The organism is Enterovibrio norvegicus DSM 15893, from assembly GCF_900115495.1.
Classification (GTDB): domain Bacteria; phylum Pseudomonadota; class Gammaproteobacteria; order Enterobacterales; family Vibrionaceae; genus Enterovibrio; species Enterovibrio norvegicus.
Map to the genome: position 1 here is coordinate 1 of NZ_FOWR01000040.1, position 18,124 is coordinate 18,124.

Annotated in this window: 15 protein-coding genes; 7 read left to right on the forward strand and 8 right to left on the reverse strand. The window is 47.1% G+C overall.

The genetic code is table 11. The features are described 5' to 3' along the window. The coding region (locus BM082_RS19955; protein WP_140424778.1) for a S8 family serine peptidase at positions 1-2,454 on the reverse strand (2,454 nt) is incomplete at its 3' end. A gap of 409 nt (positions 2,455-2,863) precedes the next feature. On the opposite strand from BM082_RS19955, the gene BM082_RS19960 reads away from it, so the two are divergent. From BM082_RS19960 to BM082_RS19995, 7 genes are all read left to right on the forward strand, one after another. Beyond that, positions 2,864-4,825 carry a RecQ family ATP-dependent DNA helicase gene (locus BM082_RS19960; RefSeq protein ID WP_074928353.1) on the forward strand — a complete coding sequence of 654 codons (1,962 nt, stop codon included), beginning with the start codon at positions 2,864-2,866 and terminating at the stop codon, positions 4,823-4,825. A 734-nt stretch (positions 4,826-5,559) separates the two neighbouring features. Beyond that, positions 5,560-5,847: an acyl carrier protein gene (locus tag BM082_RS19970; protein ID WP_017013488.1), complete on the forward strand. Its 288-nt coding sequence runs from the start codon at positions 5,560-5,562 to the stop codon at positions 5,845-5,847. Then, positions 5,840-7,090 (forward strand): beta-ketoacyl-[acyl-carrier-protein] synthase family protein, encoded by a 1,251-nt coding sequence (locus BM082_RS19975; protein WP_074928355.1) that lies wholly within the window; start codon positions 5,840-5,842, stop codon positions 7,088-7,090. Before BM082_RS19970 ends, BM082_RS19975 begins: the two co-directional genes overlap by 8 nt. A gap of 23 nt (positions 7,091-7,113) precedes the next feature. Continuing rightward, on the forward strand, positions 7,114-7,626 hold the full coding sequence (locus BM082_RS19980; RefSeq protein WP_244276060.1) for a 3-hydroxyacyl-ACP dehydratase FabZ family protein: 513 nt from the start codon (positions 7,114-7,116) through the stop codon (positions 7,624-7,626). Between the two features lie 265 nt (positions 7,627-7,891). Then, the gene (locus tag BM082_RS19985; RefSeq protein ID WP_074928357.1) at positions 7,892-8,239 is read left to right on the forward strand and encodes a hypothetical protein; all 348 of its coding nucleotides are present in this window, start codon (positions 7,892-7,894) and stop codon (positions 8,237-8,239) included. Next, positions 8,232-8,834: a GNAT family N-acetyltransferase gene (locus tag BM082_RS19990; RefSeq protein ID WP_074928359.1), complete on the forward strand. Its 603-nt coding sequence runs from the start codon at positions 8,232-8,234 to the stop codon at positions 8,832-8,834. Before BM082_RS19985 ends, BM082_RS19990 begins: the two co-directional genes overlap by 8 nt. A gap of 2 nt (positions 8,835-8,836) precedes the next feature. Beyond that, positions 8,837-9,442: a CPBP family intramembrane glutamic endopeptidase gene (locus tag BM082_RS19995; RefSeq protein ID WP_074928361.1), complete on the forward strand. Its 606-nt coding sequence runs from the start codon at positions 8,837-8,839 to the stop codon at positions 9,440-9,442. Positions 9,443-9,453: 11 nt separating this feature from the next. Here BM082_RS19995 and BM082_RS20000 read toward each other — a convergent pair whose 3' ends face one another. The 7 genes from BM082_RS20000 to BM082_RS20030 all read right to left on the reverse strand — a co-directional run bounded on the left by BM082_RS20000 (position 9,454) and on the right by BM082_RS20030 (position 18,029). After that, a complete protein-coding gene (locus BM082_RS20000) occupies positions 9,454-10,698 on the reverse strand; it encodes an ABC transporter permease (protein WP_074928363.1) in 1,245 nt (414 codons plus the stop codon). Next, a complete protein-coding gene (locus BM082_RS20005) occupies positions 10,695-11,357 on the reverse strand; it encodes an ABC transporter ATP-binding protein (protein WP_074928365.1) in 663 nt (220 codons plus the stop codon). The genes BM082_RS20000 and BM082_RS20005 overlap by 4 nt, the downstream gene beginning before the upstream one ends. Further along, positions 11,344-12,465, reverse strand: a complete 1,122-nt coding sequence (locus BM082_RS20010; RefSeq protein ID WP_074928367.1) for an efflux RND transporter periplasmic adaptor subunit — start codon at positions 12,463-12,465, stop codon at positions 11,344-11,346. The genes BM082_RS20005 and BM082_RS20010 overlap by 14 nt, the downstream gene beginning before the upstream one ends. Before the next feature lie 198 nt (positions 12,466-12,663). Continuing rightward, complete coding sequence (locus BM082_RS20015; RefSeq protein WP_244276061.1) at positions 12,664-14,364, reverse strand: ABC transporter ATP-binding protein; 1,701 nt, start codon at positions 14,362-14,364, stop codon at positions 12,664-12,666. Between the two features lie 721 nt (positions 14,365-15,085). Then, positions 15,086-16,384, reverse strand: a complete 1,299-nt coding sequence (locus BM082_RS20020; RefSeq protein ID WP_017013485.1) for a TRAP transporter large permease — start codon at positions 16,382-16,384, stop codon at positions 15,086-15,088. Then, entirely contained in the window at positions 16,381-16,881 is a 501-nt protein-coding gene (locus BM082_RS20025; RefSeq protein WP_074928369.1) for a TRAP transporter small permease, read from the reverse strand. The genes BM082_RS20020 and BM082_RS20025 overlap by 4 nt, the downstream gene beginning before the upstream one ends. 164 nt (positions 16,882-17,045) lie before the next feature. Next, positions 17,046-18,029: a TRAP transporter substrate-binding protein gene (locus BM082_RS20030; protein ID WP_074928371.1), complete on the reverse strand. Its 984-nt coding sequence runs from the start codon at positions 18,027-18,029 to the stop codon at positions 17,046-17,048. Positions 18,030-18,124 lie beyond the last annotated feature (95 nt).

The following is an 18,124-nucleotide window of genomic DNA, read 5'->3' on the forward strand; positions in this document are numbered from 1 at the left end:
TACGGTGTCATTACGACGATAAGTGACAGAGCCTTCTGCTACGTCAATCGATAAGGTATCGCCAACCGCAATTGAGCCAAACGTACCTTTTGAACCACCACTTTCATAGATATATAGGGTGCTATTAATGAGATAGAACGCGTAATCAATGTCGGTATAACTTGCAGAGCTTTCAACATTGCCAAGCCCAATCATGTTGTAGGTGCCGAGCGCATCAATCTTAAAGCTAAATCGGTAATTGTCGCTAAAACCATACGTGGAGATTCGGGCAGAGTTAGCTTGATAACCCCACGAACCGCCATTGGCAGAAAGCACATCGTCAGCAAATGTCGCGTTACCTGTTAACACAGGCCAATCCGTAATATCTGCTTGTGTACGAGATTCTAATTCATCGGCAAGGCCATCGTTATCACGGTCGATATCTCCATTATCACCGACGCCATCGCCATCAGAATCGGTTGTTTCGTTTGGATCATTCGGGAAGGTGTCTGTGTTATCGCCAACGCCATCGCCGTCAGAATCCGTGGTTTCTGTCGCGTCGAGTGGGAAGGCATCGTTAGCATCTTCAACGCCGTCATTATCGTCGTCGTTGTCAGTGTTATTACCTACGCCATCACCGTCGGTATCATACTGCTCTGATGGATCAAGTGGACGCCAGTCATCGCTATCCGAAACACCGTCGCCATCATCATCGGTATCTGTGTTGTTGCCGATGCCATCGCCATCGGTGTCGACGGTTTCATTGGGATCTTTCGGGAAGGCATCGTCAACGTCGAGCACACCGTCATTGTCGTCATCGGTATCAACATCATCGAGAATGCCATCGCCGTCGGTATCAAGAATCACAGACTCCACCAGGGTTTTCATGTCCACGATCGCGCCAGAACGCGTTAATCCCTGCCAAGCGGCTACAGGGCGGGCGGTGTCCATGACGAGATTTTTGATTTCACGGAATGTCATAGTCGGGTCCATGGACCACGCAAGGGCGATGACGCCCGTCATCACGGGTGTGGCTTGGGATGTCCCACTAAAGCCTGAATACCCACCGCTAGAGTTGACGGTGTTGAATTCTGTTGGAGCGGCGATATCCACACTTACCACGCCGAAGTTTGAATAGCTGATTCGGCCTTCGCTGCGATTAGAGGCGGCGATACTCAGAATGTTGTCGTTGTCATACGACGCAGGATAAACAGGGCTGGAATCAATATTGGAATTAAAGTTGTGAGAGGCAATCACCATCAAGTGGTCATCGTCTTGAATTTCAGTGATTAGATCTTTGAAAGCTTGGCTGTAATCCCCACGAATTCCCCAACTGTGGTTCGAGATTTTCGAGCCTTTATCAGTGGCATAAGAGAGCGAAGCCATCGCATCAGACACGGCAGCAGCAAAACTGAGCGGTCCCCCCGTGTCCATTAGCTGACAGGTCCAGGCACTGCCGACGTAACCAATACTGTTATCACCGCGGCCACATATTGTACCTGCTACGGGTGTACCGTGACTGCCAAATACACGATTGGTTCGGCCATTAATGTCATCGACAATGCCATTGTTATCATCATCAACGCCGTTGCCTTCAATTTCGTCTGGATTCACCCAGAAGTTGCCTTGGAGATCGGGATGGCTACGTAAAATACCTTGGTCATAAACCGCGACAGGGCCAATGGCAGAGGCATCGGTAATGGTATCCCATGCTTCATAGGCGCGAATTTGGTTGAGCCACCAGGCGGTGCCGTTGCTTATGCCATCATTCGTTTCGTTGGGCGCGAGGGCCCATTCGATCAAATAATCAGGCTCTGCATACGCAACAGCAGGGTGGGCATTCACCGTTTCGAGCGCTTCAAGAAACGACATGTCGTTGGGAATGGTGTACACGTGAACGCGACCTTGAGGGTCCGCCTCGTTAACGGGTCGATCGTGTATCAACCCGATATCTAATAAGGCTGTTTGGCTTACCGCGTTATCAAGAATTCGCACTGTCAACGCGTTGGGTACATGTTCCGACGCTAGCATTCGCGCAAAGGTCGGTAAAAGGAGCGGATCGCGGTTTTTACTTAGGTGGTAATTTTCAAACTTTAGCCAACCCGGCGTGCGTGCCTGAGCCAAATGATCTTGCACTTGTTGGCGCCAGTAGGGGCTGTCAGGGTGACTCTTAATGGATTCAGACAACCAAAGACGTTCCGGATCTGTTGGAATTGGAACACCGTTCCCCGCCAAGCTTTCCGAATAAGCCAGCACTGGAGGGGGAATGGGTTTCACGTTTTTGTGAGGCGCTAAATGGGGAGAAAATCGACCAGAAGACGAGGTGTCTTCGGCAGATGCTTGCTGGTTTTCTTGACCGCTGTTTGCGCTGAGATAAATCACGCTGCTTGTGAAGAGTGTACCGAGGATAAAAAGTGCGGCTTTTGTGTAAGGACCTTTTTTTTCACCATGATTTTTTTTATTTAATTCAGACACAGGCTAACCCTTTTTATGATTGGTCACGTCCATCGCGAAACGTCTGGATGACGAGATTGGGGCACCGCGTGTTCGCTACCTTTGATACCTAATGTAAAGCTAATTGCAAAACAGATAACTGCAGATTCTTATATGTATATAAAAAGAGTAAGCGAAGGTTTGAAGGGAAATTTGTCACAGTTTTACGACGGTACTTATTCTTGCCATTGCTAATAAAGGGAAAATCAATTCACGTATAAAAGGCATGATTTAATTGTGGTTTTTTTAGTGAGCTGACAAAAAGTACGATTTACAAGGCTCTCAGATAAAACAGAAGGTTTCTCTGAGTAATCCGCCTTTCTCCTCGAAGACAACAAAGGGGAGGTGTAAACTAACGCATTTCGTCAGCATTCCAGATAAGAGACGGCTAATGCACGCAAACGCTCAATATTTACAAACGCTCCAACAGGTTTTTGGCTTCGACGGTTTACGCGGAGGTCAGCAGCAAGTTGTAGAGCAAGTGCTTGCAGGTCATTCTTCAGCCGCAATTTTCCCTACGGGTTCGGGCAAATCCCTGTGTTATCAGTTACCCGCACTGCATCTTCCTCACCTCACCTTGGTGATCTCGCCGTTGTTGGCGTTGATGAAAGACCAATTGGATTTTCTGAAAGGTAAAGGCATTGCAGCGGCATCTATTGATTCGTCCCTCACCTATGATGAATCGCGCGAGGTAATGCGCTCAGTAAAAGCGGGCGAAACGAAGATCCTGATGATTTCGGTGGAACGTCTGAAAAACGAGCGCTTTCGCCAGTTCATTTCATCAGTTCCCATTTCCCTGCTTGTTGTCGATGAAGCGCACTGTATCTCCGAGTGGGGACATAACTTCCGACCTGATTATTTAAAGCTTCCTGCGTATCGTACACAGCTCAATATTCCACAAGTTCTCTTGCTGACCGCGACTGCAACGCCGCAGGTCATTGACGATATGCGCACCAAGTTCTCTATTTCGCCTGAAGATGTCGTCGTCACGGGCTTTTATCGAAGTAACTTGGATTTGAATGTGTTGCCGTGTAAGGAAGAAGAAAAGCTTTCCGTACTGAGTCATGTTGTTCAGCAAGCGCCTAAAGACCAACCCACCATTGTGTATGTCACCCTCCAGCAAACCGCGGAACACGTGGCGGCAAACTTAAGTGCGCAAGGCATTCCTGCGAAGGCGTACCATGCCGGTATGGCGAGTGAAGATCGTCAACGAATCCAAAATGGGTTTATGCGTGGAGACATCAACTGCATCGTTGCAACGATTGCATTTGGCATGGGGGTGGACAAAGCCGATATCCGCGCTGTCATCCACTACGACTTGCCAAAGTCGATTGAGAATTACAGCCAAGAAATCGGACGGGCTGGGCGCGATGGGCAAGCATCAGTGTGTTCAGTCCTCGCTAACCGAGAATCTGTCAGTGTGTTAGAGAACTTTGTGTATGGCGACACGCCAGATCTCAACGCCATTCGTGCCGTGATTGACGAGATTGGTGCGACGCCAAGCGGCAACGCATGGGAAGTGATGCTGAATAGGCTCTCGAGAGAATGTAACGTTCGTCAGCTGCCGCTTAAAACCCTTCTGGTTTACCTTGAGCTTGCGGGCATTATCGAACCTCAATTTAGTTATTTCGCCGATTATCGCTTCAAGATGTCTGTTTCCGTTGATCATGTTCTGAGCCAATTTGACGGCGAGAGAAGACAATTTGTGGATGCGGTTTTCCGTGCCTCACCAAAATCACGCACCTGGCATACCGTTGACTTTGAGGCGCTGTGGCAGGGCTATCAAGCCGATAGACAGCGCACAGTGACAGCACTCGACTATTTTGCGGCCAAAGGCTGGATTGAACTTGAAAGCAAGCAAATGACGGATGTGTTCCGTGTGCTTGAACTCGGTGCTTGCCAAGGTGATAGCGCACATCTCCTTAGCCAAGAGATCCACCAACTGTTCTTGTCCAAGGAAGAAACAGAAATCAACCGTGTCCATGCGATGTTGTCTTTGTTTGAAACCAACACGTGTTTAAGTCATCGATTGGCGAGTTACTTTGCGGATGAACATGCGCCAGCGCAATGCGGGCACTGTTCAGTGTGCCGTGGCAACGTAGCAGTGCTTCCGCATGCCAATGTTCAAGGTGAAATTGATTTAGCACTTTTACAGCGTGTGATCAAACCCCTGGTTGAAGCAGCAGCGAAAGAAGGCCTAGTGGTATCAGTAGAAGCAATGACGCGATTCCTCTGCGGTATTGCTACACCGCTCACTGGGCGATTAAGAGCCGGCAAAATGGAAGGGTTTGGGAAGTTTGCGAAATACCCCTTTGATGAGGTGCAAACGAAGGTTCGGTCTGTTGGTGAGTGACGACGTTTTTCTTCTTATCCAAGTCGCAATCGTATTGCGACTTGGAGTCTGCTCAACGCACAATCTCATGGTTATATATGCCTAGCTAAAAATACAAATAGTTAGGGTGTGCTAATGTTTCAATTGACGAAATTACATTCAATTTAAGGCTAATTGTTAGCTGAGATTATTTTATCTTAAAGTGATGTTGTCGTTGCATATCCAAGAATTCCCCTCACCAAACACCGCTTACGAATGTCGTAGAAAGTACCAAGTATTTTCTATATTTATTAGTGTCTAACGCACTATGTTTATTTAAAGTGTCATGAATCTCTTAATCAATTCAAAGAGGGTTAAAATCACACATTTATCTCATTTGAATAGAGTGCGTATTTGTATTGAATTTTATGTTTCATGAATGAGATGTGGCGATGATTTAATGGATGCTTTATTGAATAGGGTATAGCGGGAAATAGTATAGGAGTATGCTTGAAGGTAGATGGTCATGAATTGACTATTTTTAATTTAAACAATGGAATGAGTGAGTTTTTTTCGTTATTTCCCCTTTGTTGAATGTCAACCCCGCCAACAACATCAACGCACAATTAAGGCAGCAATGCGGCATCTGTTTCAATATAGACGTTTCTAAGCGGTTTGACGCTGATAAAACCCCTTGATAACCTTTTTACAAAGAAAAAATACACACAAGTACAACGATACTTGTTCAATTAATTCATGAGCTTGGTGGTAATAATATGAGTAATTCTATAGGAAATTCAAAATATTTAACGGACTCGCTAATATCTGAGATCATGAGTCGCTTAGAGTCGGAGTCAGAAACTGCGATTGCAGCGAAGGATATTTTACCCACGATGTCATTGCGTGAGGATCTAGGAATGGACTCTATGCAGGCTGTGTCGCTTACCCTAGACCTAGAAGACTCTTTGTCTATTTCTATAGATGATGAAGACTTAATTAAACTCGACACTGTCAGTGACCTTTTGAACATTATTGAATCCAAGCTAAGTCAAAAAAATGGATAGTCGTAGACGTGTAGTGATCACCGGTGTGGGTGTCGTTTCTTCAATAGGCAATGACTTTGACACGCTGACGGAATCTTTAAAGCTTGGTCGCAGTGGTATTCGTGCGGTCAAATCATGGTCTGAGTTTGGGTTAACGAGCCGTGTTGCGGGCTTGATTGATCTCGACGAGGCTAAAATACAGTCTGCGAACATCCCACTAAAACTCCGCAGAGCGATGCCGACCTCTACGCTTTATTGCAGTGTTGCTGCAAGTGATGCTATTTCGGCTTCTCGCTTAACCCCTGAAGAACTCGCTGACCCTCGAACTGCTTGCCTTGTTGGCAGCGGTGTGGCGGATGTTGGTGTGATACACAAAGAAGGGGCGAGGTATTACGCAGGGAATGTGCGAAGAACTGAACCCTATACTGTGCTCAAGTCCATGAGCAGCACGGCGAGTGCCATCCTCACTAAGCTCTTTGGCATCACAGGGCGCAGCTATTCGATCTCGTCTGCGTGTGCGACGGGTGCGCACAACATTGGGCACGCTTACGAACTGATCCGTGATGGGGTGATTGACCGCGCCGTAACGGGTGGCTGTGAGGAGGTGAATGAGTTGATCGTTGCGTCTTTTCAAGCATTGAGAATGGCCCTTTCTACAGGGTTTAACGACACACCTGAAAGCGCATCGCGCCCCTATGATACTGATAGAGATGGGTTTGTGATTAGCGGTGGGGCGGGTGTACTTGTATTGGAATCCCTTGATTCAGCGTTAGCGCGTAACGCGCCCATTTATGCAGAAATTGTAGGTTATGCCGCCAATTCAGACCCTTATGACTTAGTTCTACCACAAGCCGATGGCGGTACATTTGTTGATTGTATTGCCAGTTCATTAGACGACGCGGGTATTTCCCCTGTCGATATTGATGCCATTAACACGCATGGAACAGGGACTGTCGCGGGCGATGTGGCCGAAGTGAATGGTCTACGCAGGGCGTTTGGTAACAATGTTCCAAGGTTCTCGTCGACAAAATCAATGACAGGGCATGCGATCGGTGCAGTCGGGGCCATTGAGTTGATCGCTTGCATTGCGATGCTGAAAGAGGGCTTTATCGCCCCTTCTATCAATATCGATAATCTCGATCCTCTTTTTGCTGATGCCCCTATCGTTCGAGAAACCACAGAGGCTGATTTGAAGACAATGCTGTCTTTGAACTTTGGTTTCGGTGGAACGAACGCAGCGACGATCCTGAGAAAAATGGACTGACACTTTGGAATCTGTGACTGGCGATGATGAATAGACGTTTTATTGATGGGTTGAGGGGGCCGCAAGGCCACCTACAAAAAGAGGCTATTCGCGCGATCTTATCGTACGGCGATGCCTTTTTGTTTGTGGACTCCGTGAGCCATTTGACTGATTCGGATATCGTCGCGCAATACCACATCCCCGAATCGTCTGAACTGATTGATGCACACTTCAAACATGCCCGCATGATGCCGGGTGTTCTAATGGGCGAAGCATTAGCACAAGCCGGTATTGTGTTAGTGCATTACCGAAGTGAGTTTGAAGAAGAGACAGATGTGATTGCGAGTACCGTCAACCAAATGCGGTTTAAGTCTCCCGCATTGCCCGGAGATACCTTAGAAGCACGCGTCAGCATAAAGGCGATCAATCGTCTTGGGGCGAGGCTCACTGGGCATTCCTACGTCAATGATCGCGAGGTATTGTCTGCCACGTTTGATCTCACGTTTATAAAGCGAAAGAACCTTATTGAACATATCTCTCAACACGTCACGCGTTGAGAGCAGGCGTATCCTATTTATTCGCCCAATCATCAAATTGCTGCATGCCTATACAAGGTGAATTCGAGTACATGGAAGTCGTTTGGGTAAACTTCAACTGTCGTGTGATAGACATTTTGGACGTTGTTTCATCATGCGTTAAACAATATGAGTGGGGATTTTAGTGTCCTTTAGATTAGCAACGGTAAATGACTTTATTGATGTAACGCCATCTCGTTTTAGGTGCTCGAGTTATAAAAATTCAGCATATCCTCTTGGTTGTTCAATGTCAGAACTTGATTCAGCGTTGGGAGAGGGGGACTTTGCTTTTTTTAATGAAACGATCAACGTGGGATTTATCAGAATAAAAGCCATGTTTCATGGCATCGCCTATCTTGATTTCCATTTGCTCAGTGGCATGGCCGACAAAGAAGTGCAGTCTGTGTTGAGCTGGCTATCTGAACACTACGATATCGGAAAATATTACCTGCAGTTACTTCCCCATGAACAGCTGGAGCTAGATTGCTTAACGCGTTTAGGTTTCACCGAAGAAGCGCGTTTAAGAGATCAGTTGTTTGTTGAAGGGACATATTGCGACTTAATCATGATGGGAAGTGAGGATAAACGTGTTTGACAGTGTTCGTGGAATCTATTGCGCTATTCGTCGCCCCAATCTCGAAGATCTGGATACCATTAGTCGCTGGCTAGATGATCCTTACCTGAATTCGACCGTTTTTGACAGTTCAACCTTTGTTAACGGGGCTCAGGAACAAGCGATGACCTGGCTAGAACAGAACGCGACTGTTTATGGTGCTGACAACCTCTTGGGGTTGGTCTGTTCTGTGAAAAGTGGCAAGCCAATCGGGATGGTCTGGTTCAATAACATTGACTGGAAAAGCCGCACTGCAGATCTTCGTTATTTGGTCGGGGAAGCCGAGTATCGTACCAGTGTGTTCGGGCCTGAAATCGCGCTGCTCAGCCTTCAAATGGCTTTTAATGTGATGAATTTACATAAGATTTTTGGTTACGTTTTGTCGGGGAATGAGGATTCAATGAGTCTGGTAGAATTTGGGGGCATTAAAGAAGGTGTGCTCAAAAACTACGTGCGAGTAGGCGATGGATGGAACGACTACCATCTTTATGCCATGTTCTCAGATGACTTCCGGGCATTTTTACAAAAACACAAAGATGGGGTGTTACGCCGCCACTTTAAGAAAGGCCTATTCTAAACGTGGGCCTACTTGCTTTACTGCTTACGTTTGTTGTTTGCGTCTCTTTTTTATACCCGCGAGTCATCGGTGATCGCCTTGGCTTCATGTTCATGCTCCCCGTGCTTGCCTATACCGTGATTTTCTATGTGGATTGGCAGTTTGCGTCTCTGACTCAACTTTTTACGATGATTGTCGGTGGGGCATGTGTCGGTATCGGTTTGCTGTTCGCGGGGTTACCCTTGAGTTCACCTCAACCAAAAGCATTCATGGTAAACAGCCTGCGCGGGTTGACGAGCCTTAAAGAAAACAGGCCTTATCTCTTATTTCAAGTTGGGATAACGTGTTACGAAGAGTTGATTTGGCGAGTATTTCTGATCAGCACATTGTTGTTGGTGCTGCCTGCTTGGGCAGCAATCTTCCTTTCTTCTGCACTTTTCTGGACCGTTCACGGGGAAAACAGACCGTTAGGGTGGCACTCATTAGAGTTTTTTATCTTCTCAATGGTGCTTGCTGTTGCTTACAACCTGTTTGAATCCGTGCTCTTTGTTTGGGTTATTCACCTCACCAGAAATGTCCTTATTCTTTCTGCCTCGGACTATGAGCAACGTCAGGCTAGCCGGAGCTAAAAGGTGTATGTTCACGCATCCCTGAGCGCATCCACAGGCTTCATTTGTGCCGCTCTTCTCGCGGGGATATACCCCGCAACCAGTCCAACTAAAATTGACACAAAAAGGGCAATACTGATGCCTAACATTCCCGGAAATAATGGGAAGCCTGTAAAAACGTCTAAAACCACCCCAATGAGCATCCCCACGGCCAATCCCGCAAGGCCACCAATCAAACATATCAGCACTGATTCGACAATAAATTGCACCATGATATGGCTGCGGTGCGCGCCAATGGCCGCACGAATACCGATTTCCCGTGTCCGTTCAGCAACCGCTGTACTCATGATGCCGGCAACACCTATTGCCCCTACGATCAACGCGCTAGAGGCGGCAATAATGCCAATGATGGTGACACCGCCAAGAATGTTATCTGTGGTTTTGATGTATGACGCGAGGGTTTCACTTTGATATTCAAACACGCCTTGATAGCGTCGCGAGAGCACCCCTTTTAGCTGATCGGCGGCGGCTTCAGCGGCTTCGACCGACGTGGCTTCAACTTGTAGGTAGTTAACGTCGCTATTTCCATTCAGTGTTTGAATAAGCGGGTAGCTCACTAAAATGCGATTATTCACATCTCCGCCTGCTGAACCGATGCTAGCGAGTAAATCTCGACTTTTAGATCGCAGAACACCAACAACCTGATATTCACGCCCTGAGATTCTGAGTGTGAGACCTAAGGGATTGGGCATGCCGGGAAACAGGTCAGAGGCCACGGTTTCGCCGATAACGGCGACAGGTCTACGATTTCTGATTTCTACTTCTCGAAGGCCTCTTCCAATGCGCAGCTGGTCATTGTTGATGGCGAGGTAATCGACATTAACGCCGATGACTTGCGCGTTGTTGTAACGATTGCCCGCTTGAATGACAGGGGCGGGACCTCTCGGGTTTACAACAGGACTGATGAGACTGACTGAAGGACAACAATCACCTTGAAGGGCGATTAAATCGTTGTTGTTGATGCCTGTTCCTGTGCGTGTACGTCTATGCGGGTCTTTGCTGCCATGCGCCCGATATACCCAAACAGATTTCAGGCCGAACGTTTCTAATTCCTGCATGACGAATGCTTTGCCACCGGTGCTGACGGTATCAACCGTCATCACGGCGGCGATACCGACCGCAATGCCAACCATACTCAGCATGGATCTGCCCCAATTAGCTAGCATGGCCAGTCGTGCTTCTTTAAACAAGTCGGGCAGGATGCGGAGTGTTTTCATGTCACTATCCTGCCGTCTCGCATGTGTAGCACTCTGTCAGCCGCTTCGGCCAAATGTGCATCGTGAGTGACCATGACAATGGTATGCCCGTCAGCATGTAGCGCTTTGAACAAATCCATCACCTGCTGCCCAGTTTGGCTGTCTAATGCGCCAGTTGGCTCATCTGCGATCAGTAATTTTGGCTTGTTCACCAACGCTCGAGCAATTGCCACACGTTGTTGCTGTCCACCGGAGAGTTGATTCGGGAAATGCGTTGCGCGATCGGCGAGGCCCACGCGTTCGAGTGCAGATAACGCCATGGCTTTGCGCTGGGAAGACGGGGTGCCTTGGTAGACCAAAGGAAGCATGACGTTGGCTAAAGCATCACGGCGTGATAACAAATTAAACGATTGAAAGATGAACCCAATTAACGATGAACGAAGCGTTGCGAGCCCATCATCCTCCGTTAAATGAACGGCGGTGCCATCCAAATGGTAGGTGCCTTTGTCGGCGTTGTCTAAGCAGCCAATAATGTTGAGAAGGGTGCTTTTTCCTGAACCAGAGGCACCCATTATGGTCACGAATTCTCCCTGCTTAATGCTCAGGTCAACGCCTTGTATGATGGGCAAGGGCGTGTCTCCTCGGAAGTAGGATTTATGCAGGGATTCAATCTTGATCATGTTTCGCTGCAAACCTTGCTGTACGGCCATTTTCAAGATACCCGCTATCAAACAGGGCAACCTGTTGCCCTTCTTGAACGCCGCTGAGGATTTCAACATGTGTGTCCGTTTCTAACCCTGATTCGACAGGTTGCAAACGAATGACGCCTTGTTCTACCAATGCAACTTCAAAGTGCCCAGGCTCGCGTTCACGCAGGGCGCTGTAGGGCAGTCTAAGCACATCGCCTCGTTCTTCTATCACGATTTCAATGTCCAGTTGTTGCCCGAGCAGAAGTTTAGGGGCATCGGCACCTAACCCCATGCGTACTGGAAACGTATTTAAATGGCGTGCTGATGTACGCTCGATAGCGGGGCCAATCCAATGAATTTTCGTTTGCCAGCCTATGTCTGGGAAAGCATCAGACGTCACATTGACCAATTGGCCAACGTGAATTCTTCCGGTATCAACGGCATCCAGGTTGGCTTCAATTTCCCATCCCTCAATTGCGACGAGTTGGAAAAGCTCCGTACCGGCTTCTACCCATTGCCCAGATTCGGTCCACTTATCCACGATAACGGCGTCGAAAGGGGCGTTAAGCTTTTGCCAATCTTGTTCAAGTACACGCATTTGGGCGTCAGCGTGGGCAATAGCAACCGCAGCTTGTGCGGTTTCCATTTCAAATTTAACTTGGTCTAGCGCTTCGACGGAGACGAGGTTTCTATTGGAAAGCTCCGATACTCGATTGTAGCGTTGCCTCTGTTCTTTTAAACGAACAGTTTCTTGCTGAACGACGGCTTTAGCGCGTTTGAGTCGGGTCATGGATGCGCGGTTATCCATGGCGGCCAAAGTGTCATCTTTGTTGACCAGATCTCCGCGAGCAACATAGACCTGCTCGACGCGACCATTCACTAAGGCTGTCAAAGAAACGGTACGATCATTAATCACTTCACCCGTCACTCGAATGATGTAGGCCATGTCATTGCGTTGTACTTGCACGCCTGACACTTCCAGAGGGGGCGTTTGGTAGAAAAAGTAGCCTGTGGCAGCAGCTGAAACCAGAATAAGGATAGCGAAGGTGCTCTTGAAGTAGCCTCTCACAGATTGCTTACTAGACTGCTTCAATTTCATAAGAGGTGCTCTCAATTCTCTATCCCTACTGCTTCATACATTACGAGGCCGTTAGCGCTTTCACTCTTATATATTTAAGAGGCTATGTGGGGAGTATATCCCTTCGCGTGTTGATCATAAGTCTCAGTTTTGCTTAAACATTCAGTCTCTATCAGCGAGTGAGAACGGACAAGGCTTCCTGTTTAAACAAACCCACGCTTAACTCACCTTTTTTGGCGCTGTTTCAGTCACGCGAGTGGCGTTACTTAAGCTGTCGTTCTCTAGATAAACGACACGTTCAACCGCATCAAATAGGCGGTCATCATGGCTGACAATCACCACAATTTTTGACTGTTTAAGAGAGCGTATAACATCAATCAGCAGGGTTACCGCTTCACTGTCCAAGTTATTCGTGGGCTCGTCCATTAGCAAAATCGGTGTATCGCGCAGTAATGCACGCGCGAGGCCTAGTTTTTGGACTTGGCCACCTGATAGCTCTGAATGGGCATTTTTAATGACATGATCAATGCCTTGGTCGAGGCGCTCAACCCACTTATCCAGCCCTACCAAAGAGAGCGCTGCTTGAATCTTTTCCTGCTCAACGTCCATGCCAAACGTCACGTTGTTACGAATGGAGTCTGAAATGATGTGGATCTTTTGCGGCACCATCGAAATCCACTGAGACCGGCTTGGTAAGGTATTTAGGCGTATAGTGTCGAGTGCAATGTGCCCTGATTGCGGTTTGAGCTCTCCGCTAAGAATGGTGAGTAGCGTTGATTTTCCAGCCCCGTTACCGCCGTTAATCAAGTGTGCTTGGCCTTTATTGAAAGCCAAGTCTAGCTCGGTGAATAAAGGGTAGTCGTGCTGGTAGGAAAAACTCATCCCCTCCAAACGCATCGACTCAATGGTGGTTGAGGGGGCGATGTCGGCACTAACGCGATCAACCGAATCTTGCTGAGATTGCGCTTGCGCTAAATCCCCCAGTTCTTTTACGCGCATTAACGCCGTCAATTCGTTAGGCATACTGGAAGCAAACTCAATGATCCTAATCAGTGAAGGCACCATCAAGTTGAGTGTCGCCATATAGGTGATGATTAAGCCCACGGTCAACTGTTCTTCTATGACCATCGCACCACCAAGATACCAAATGATAACCACGGCTAGCATGGGGATCCCCATAATGATCATGCTCACTTTGGTATCATATAATTGACGGGTGAAGCGCTTCCGCTCCAAATCTTCAACGGCTTTTCGGCAATATTTCGAAAAGAAATTGCTAGCATCATATATTTTTATTTCTGCATCAGCTTCTATGGTTTCTTGTACGACAGTGAATTTTTTTGCGGAGGCATCCGTTTCATCTTTAGATGATAACCATAGAGCACTGTCAAATCGCATGTAAACAAGGATAGCTGCGGGTAGCAAGACAAGAAGAATGGCACTTAATTGCCAATTCATGAAAAAAACGATCACTAATAAAACGAGCGATAAGACGAAATGATGGATAGCGCTTGATAGCCCATAAGGCATAATGACTTCAAACTGATCTATATCCCTTGTGACTCGCGAGAGTAGATCACCATTATTGATTTTTATTCGCTGATTAAAATTCAAACCCAGTATGCTTTTAATAACATCCTGATTAAAATCAATCATAATATCTTCGCGTACTTTTAGACGAAATCGCGCGTTTACATAACTGGTCACCAAATAACCGCTATAAAGAATGGCGAGCAACGAAACAGTCTTCAGCAGTAAATCTGAATCTGCGCTAGGCAGCACTTGGTCAATGATATGGCCTGACAGGTAGGGCAGTGGCGCCTGAAATGCTGTTAGTAATAAAGCTAATAGCAGAAAAGATAAAGAATGATATTTTCTTCTTTTATAGATGAGCTTGTATAAGTAAGAAATTCGGGTCACAGTCCGATCCTGGTTTAGAGGAAAACTATTTCCCTAAAAATGTGTAAAGTGGGGATAAAACATCATCCCCATTTTATTATAAAATTCCTAATATATTTTTAACGTATATTAAGGTGTTCCACAACAAGGACCTGGATTAGGATGAGTAGGCTTTTTATGTTTCGTAGCCAGTACAGGTCCTTTTTTCGCAGCAAAGTTTATTTTTTTCATAATCTTTCCTTTTTTAATGAAGCCAATGATTGACGTAATTACTGTGTGTATTTTATTTGTCGACTAAATAAATACCATGGCATTGTTGTGGTGATTCTTTTGGAAGTCAACTTTTAAGAAGTGATGAACTGGGCCTATATTTATTGAATCGTTAAAGTGATGAGAGTGTCGTTTATTTGAGAATGAAAGAGGCTATGCTTTACCATTAATTTCTCATTAATTATTTATCCGTTACTCATTAATTTTTCATCATCACCCCATCCATTTCCCATTTATTTTTATGGTGTTTCACTTATGGTTAAAATTTGAACGCGATTGGTCTGGAGGATAGGACGAAATTGTTGGGTATCTATGAAGCAAGATCACTGCGACATCAAAAACGATTTTTCTCTGTTTCGATGTCACAGTGAACGGAAATACCTCTCATCTCTTCCATTGCCATGGTGTTTTACGCATCGCTGACGTGTCAGTCCTGCCGGCGGCACCTTCTCATTTAACGCTATCACTTGGCCTATTTATACCCAAGGAAGTACTCCGGCAAAAATAGAGATATTTGCGGAATAAAAGTGATAAGCAGAAGCGCTCCAATCAAGGTAATAACCCAGGGTAGTATCCGCTTGGCTATTTTCTCGAAGGGTATCTCTCCCACTTGGGCCGCCATAAAGAGGTTTGCGCCAAGCGGAGGTGTCACGAAACCGATGGCAAGCGCCACGATCATCACAATGCCAAAATGCACTAAATCCACGCCAAGTTTGGTGAGCACGGGCAGTAACACTGGCGTCAGGATGACAATCGAGGCCAGCGTTTCCAAGAAGGTGCCGATGATAAGGAGCAATACGAGTATCGCGAGGAGGACGAAATATTTGTTTTCCGTACTCGATAAAACGAACTGCGCCAGTTCGGTGGGGATCTTCTCTAGTGCGATAATGCGACCAAAGGCCACGGATGCGCCGATAATCACGAGCACTGCGGAGACCAGCATGGCCGACTCCAGCATGATCTTGGGTAATTGCTTCATCGGAAGTTCGCGATACACCAAACAAGACACGATCAAGGCGTATACCACGGCTACGGCAGAAGACTCCGTTGGCGTGACAATGCCGCCGTAGATGCCACCGAGAATAACAATGGGCATGATGAGTGCGAGCTTTGCTTCATTGAGTACATGGAAGATTTCTTTGTATGTCGCGGGTGCTCGAGTATCTACCATGTGAGCATGGCGGTTTTGTCTGCGGTGAAAGTAGTTGTAAGTGATCAAAGTAATGGCGATCACGATACCGGGCAGAATCCCTGCCATAAACAGCGCCGTCACTGATACGCCCGCCGCAACGGCGTACACAATCATGACCACGGAAGGGGGAATCATCACGCCTAATCCGCCAGCACTCGCTACCATAGCGCCAGCATAGGCACGGTCATACCCTCGCTGAACAAGGGCGGGGATCATCGCTAAACCGACCGCTGCGACTGTGGCAGAGCCTGTACCTGATATGGCTGCGAAGAATAGGCAAGCCATGATCGTGACGGTACCTAAATCCCCGGGTGCGCGACCAAACAAGGTATCGGCAACGGCAATCAAACGTTTGGAAATTCCCCCTTTGCTCATGATGTTGCCTGCAAGGGTGAACAACACAACAGCAATCAAGGTGAAGCTGTTGATGCCACTGACGAGCCCAAGCGCATATAAATCGGGCTTGAGAAAAGGGATGTACATAATGGCGAGAAGCGATGCTGAACCAAGGGCGATACCAATCGGTACGCCAATGAGTAACATGCTAAAGAAACCTGCGAAGAGAATCAGTGATGTCATGATGGTTTCTCCTCGCTGTTATACAGACTCAGATCACTACGTACACCAATTTGGTACAACGAATAGAGAAGTCGCAAGCTACACAGCAACCCCGAAAAGATGATGGCGGCGTAAAGCACAGACGTTGACCATTGTGTGGCTGATAAGGTTTTACCGCGCTCGATGGCTTGTTGCGTAATTTGTACGCCAAGGTAGCACACCGTGACGGAGTAGATGAGGAAGATGGATTCGCTGATAAACATCACAATCCGTTTCTTCTTTTGCGAGAACTTGTCGACAAAGTAAGTGACTCGCATGTGCCGATGTTCGCGGATGGCGTAACTGATCCCAAAGTAAATGAGGTAGACGAAGCACAGCCTTGCGATTTCATTGGCGATAACGATAGAGGTTGAGAAGGCAAAGCGCGCGATCACATCAGCAAACACCAACACAATGATCGCGAAGAGGCTGGTGACGATGATGGTAGGTTCGAAATACTTTTCGATGATCCGAAACATGGTGGATGACTCTCCCTGACAGCCCATTTGAGAACGGCCTAGACACAAGCTAAACACAGGGCGTCTCAATCTTTGAGAAGCCCTATGCGCGATGCTCTAAGTGTTAAGTACAGTGCTAAGTGAGCAAATTATCTTTCTTTACGAGTGATAGTGCTGTGTCACCACTAAGGTTGAAGGTTCGACATAAACTGGTCGTAGAAATCACTGCCCACTTTTTTACGTATGTCGGCTTCAATCGCGGTGTTCATGGTTTTACCCAAACGTTCGCGGTCTTCTAACGGTAGGCTGTTAACCTTGAGCCCTTTTTCTTTGAGTGCTGCTAACGTTTCGTTATTTGTCTTCAAGGTTAAGTCGCGTTGAAGTAGCACGGTTTCTCTTGCAACTTCATCAATCAATTGACGGTCTTTGTCATCAAGATCGTTGTACCACTCGAGGTTGGCCATCCAAAGTTCAGGCCAGTAAATGTGATTGGTGAGCGATACGTATTTCTGCACTTCAAAAAAGCGCTCAACAAGCATGGAAGACAAGGCACTTTCTTGTCCGAAAATCAGGTTTTGCTGGAGCGATGAATAGATCTCTCCCCATGTCAGCGGGATGGGCACGGCATCAACAGAACGCCATGCACTGATGGCGATAGGGTTATCCGCCGATCGCATACGCAGCCCCGCAAATGCGTCATAACTATCAAGCGGTGCGCGGTTGTTGGTGAAGCTTCTAAAACCTAATTCCATAAAGCCCATTGACTTCAAGCCGCGTTTTTCCATGGCGGTGCCCAATGATTTGCCTGCTTCGCCATCAAGCACATTTCGTGCAGTGTCTTCATCGGCAAACAGCAAGAATTGGTCAAGTACAGCCAACTCATTCACTGTAGAAGACAGGTGAACGGACGCGCCCGTTGCCATGGTAATGTTGCCAGACTGAACAAGTTCGGTCATTTCTCTCACGCTACCGAGTTGGCCGCCAGGGTAGATTTCAACATCGATGTCCCCGTTGGATCGTTTCTCCAATTCTTTCTCAAAATAAAGCAACGATTGATGAATGGGGGAAACTTCTGGTGTGGCGTGGCCAATCCGAATGGTTGTGTCAGCATAAGATGCGCTGGTGGAAAGTAATCCGGCTATGACGGTCATCATCAATGAAAATTTCATGGTGTACTCCTTTTTTGAGCCGTAAATGCCTGCACCGCTCATTATGAGCAGCGTGGTGGTGTTTCTGTGTTCATGGGTATTGCGTTGGTGTTGTC

Coding starts and splice junctions, on each gene's coding strand:
- BM082_RS20030 (WP_074928371.1), bottom strand. CDS start 18,029: ATGAAATTTTCATTGATGATGACCGTCATAGCCGGATTACTTTCCACC.
- BM082_RS20010 (WP_074928367.1), bottom strand. CDS start 12,465: ATGAAATTGAAGCAGTCTAGTAAGCAATCTGTGAGAGGCTACTTCAAG.
- BM082_RS20005 (WP_074928365.1), bottom strand. CDS start 11,357: ATGATCAAGATTGAATCCCTGCATAAATCCTACTTCCGAGGAGACACG.
- BM082_RS20000 (WP_074928363.1), bottom strand. CDS start 10,698: ATGAAAACACTCCGCATCCTGCCCGACTTGTTTAAAGAAGCACGACTG.
- BM082_RS19970 (WP_017013488.1), top strand. CDS start 5,560: ATGAGTAATTCTATAGGAAATTCAAAATATTTAACGGACTCGCTAATA.
- BM082_RS19960 (WP_074928353.1), top strand. CDS start 2,864: ATGCACGCAAACGCTCAATATTTACAAACGCTCCAACAGGTTTTTGGC.
- BM082_RS20025 (WP_074928369.1), bottom strand. CDS start 16,881: ATGTTTCGGATCATCGAAAAGTATTTCGAACCTACCATCATCGTCACC.
- BM082_RS19980 (WP_244276060.1), top strand. CDS start 7,114: ATGATGAATAGACGTTTTATTGATGGGTTGAGGGGGCCGCAAGGCCAC.
- BM082_RS20020 (WP_017013485.1), bottom strand. CDS start 16,384: ATGACATCACTGATTCTCTTCGCAGGTTTCTTTAGCATGTTACTCATT.
- BM082_RS19985 (WP_074928357.1), top strand. CDS start 7,892: ATGTCAGAACTTGATTCAGCGTTGGGAGAGGGGGACTTTGCTTTTTTT.
- BM082_RS19975 (WP_074928355.1), top strand. CDS start 5,840: ATGGATAGTCGTAGACGTGTAGTGATCACCGGTGTGGGTGTCGTTTCT.